Source organism: Streptomyces sp. NPDC059456, assembly GCF_042750055.1.
Lineage (GTDB): Bacteria > Actinomycetota > Actinomycetes > Streptomycetales > Streptomycetaceae > Streptomyces.
This window is the reverse complement of record NZ_JBHYVA010000749.1, coordinates 1843-3999: the sequence shown is the minus strand read 5'-3', so window position 1 is coordinate 3999 and position 2157 is coordinate 1843. Positions and strand designations below refer to the sequence as shown.

The window sequence follows — 2157 nt, the reverse complement described above, 5'->3', positions numbered from 1 at the left end:
GTTCCCGGGTCCCCCACTTGAGAAAGGCCAGATTCCAACCGGGCTCAGCCTCGGCCCGGGTGACGCGCGGTCACTTCACGGGCAGGTGGTACGAGAGGCGGTAGCGGTCCGCCGGGACCACCACGTCCGCGGTCTCGACCGCCAGTCCGGACGCGAAGTAGGTACGGCCGATCACCAGGACCACGTGCCCCGGGACCCCGCCCAGCAGCATGATCTCCTCCGCCAGGCCCGGGCGCGCCCCGACCTCCTCCACCACGTTGTCGACGACGACGTCGATCGCGGCCATCCGGTCGACGACCCCCGAGCCGCCGAGCGGCCCTTCCTCGGGCAGCATCACGGGGGTCCGGCCCGTGACCGCGAGCGGCTCCCAGGAGGTCGAGAGCATCATCGCCTCCCCCGCGTCGCGGAACACGTACCGCGTCCGCATGACGCGCCCGCCCGGCTCGATGCCGAGCCGCTTGGCGATCTCCGCCGGCGCGGCGGCCTGTTCGCTGCTGGATTCCCAGGTCCCGCGGGCCCCGGCGTCGGCCTGCTCCTGCCGGAACGGCGTCGACGTCCCCCCCGTGCGGTATCCGGAGCGGGCGACGCGCCTGGGCACGGGCTGCTCCCGCACGTACGTACCCGATCCGGACCGGCCCTCGACCAGCCCCTCCGCCATGAGGACCTTGCGCGCCTCCAGCGCCACCGTGTCGGAGACCCCGTACTCCTCGCGGATCCGGGCCTGCGAGGGGAGCCGGGCGTGCGGGGGCAGGGACCCATCGACGATCTTCCGTCGCAGATCCCCGGCGACGCGAAGATAGGCCGGCTGCTCACCGAAAGTCACTGGCCACTCCCATCAGGTTGACAGACAGCTACACCCTGGCAACCCGCGGTTGTACGCCGCAAGCAAGGGCCAGAGTTTCACCCGAAGTGATGAAGCCAGGTCACTGAAACCCGTTACCGACCGTTACCTCGCGCTATTCTCGTCGGCCCCTCGGGCCGCGGCCCCGGCGGCCCCGGACGAGTCGCCGCCCGACTGTTCCGCCCGCCAGTCCGGCACCGCCGTCGCCAGCCCGTACGCCCCGCGCAGCGCCTTCTCCGTCCCCACGGACAGCGCGCCCGACGCCTCGTCCCACGCGTCCTGGAACGCCGCCGGCTTCGTCGCCCGCGCCGCCCGCTGCCACCCCGCGCGGGCCGCCTCGACCTCCCTCAGCCGGGCCCCCGCCGGCCCGGCCAGCTCCGGCCGCTCCCTCGCCCCCTCCAGCACCGATGCCTCCGCGGCCAGCGCCACGTCCACCGAGCGCGCCCAGTCCAGGTACCGGGGCAGCGCCTCGTCGATGGCCTCCTCGGGCTCGCCGCCCATCACCAGGTCACCCTCGTTGCGCACCCGCAGGAAGGCCACCTGCTCCGGCTTCAGCATCCCGGCGTCCTTGCGCAGACTGCCGCGGTGCTCCTCATCCGCCGTGCCGATGACGCACAGCAGACGCCGGTCGCCGCCGCTCCACGACGCGTGCGAGGGCGCGAAGTAGAACATGTCCGCGTACGGGGGCAGCGCCCACGTGTCCATCGCGTACGCGTCCTGCGCCTTCCAGCACGCCTGCGTGGCGGCCCTCCTCAGCTCGGGGCCGCCGGGGAAGGCGCTGCCGGCCAGCCGGGTCGAGGAGGTGACCTCCCCCTCGTGCACCTCGGTACAGGCGATCCGGTAGATGAAGGGGCTCTCGGCGAACAGGTCCCCGCCCGGGACGTTGAAGCAGTCGCCCGCGCGCATGTCGTCCACGGGGGTCAACTCGCCCTGGACGCCCTCGAACTGCTGGAGGGTGTCCAGGCGGTCGAACAGCCGCCCCGCGACCCGGTCCGCGGCCAGGACGAGGACGAGGGTCATCACGAGCGACACGGCCAGGCCCGCGATCGCCAGCCCCCGGCCCCGCTCCCCCTTCCGCGCGATCTGCACGAGCGCCACGACCGCGAAGACGACGCCGAGCGGCGGCAGGCACAACAGCCCGACCAGCAGCGACGCGAGCGCAAAGCCGTTGAGCGCCGGCTCCCCCTGCTCCGGCTGCGGCGTCGGAGCGGACCAGTGGGGCGGCGGCGGGGTGCTCACGGGGCGAGGGGCTCCATCACGTGGGGGCGCGAACGAATGCCCGAAATAGTACGCAGCGGGGGCGACCGCCTCGGCGG

Annotated in this window: 2 protein-coding genes; both read right to left on the bottom strand. The window is 73.5% G+C overall.

Annotated elements, in window-relative coordinates; genetic code table 11:
- Positions 1–70: 70 nt before the first annotated feature.
- Complete coding sequence (locus ACFXA3_RS37715) at positions 71–823, bottom strand: GntR family transcriptional regulator (RefSeq protein WP_385194983.1); 753 nt, start codon at positions 821–823, stop codon at positions 71–73.
- Positions 824–946: 123 nt separating this feature from the next.
- On the bottom strand, positions 947–2080 hold the full coding sequence (locus tag ACFXA3_RS37710; RefSeq protein WP_385194980.1) for a DUF4190 domain-containing protein: 1134 nt from the start codon (positions 2078–2080) through the stop codon (positions 947–949).
- Between the last annotated feature and the right edge of the window lie 77 nt (positions 2081–2157).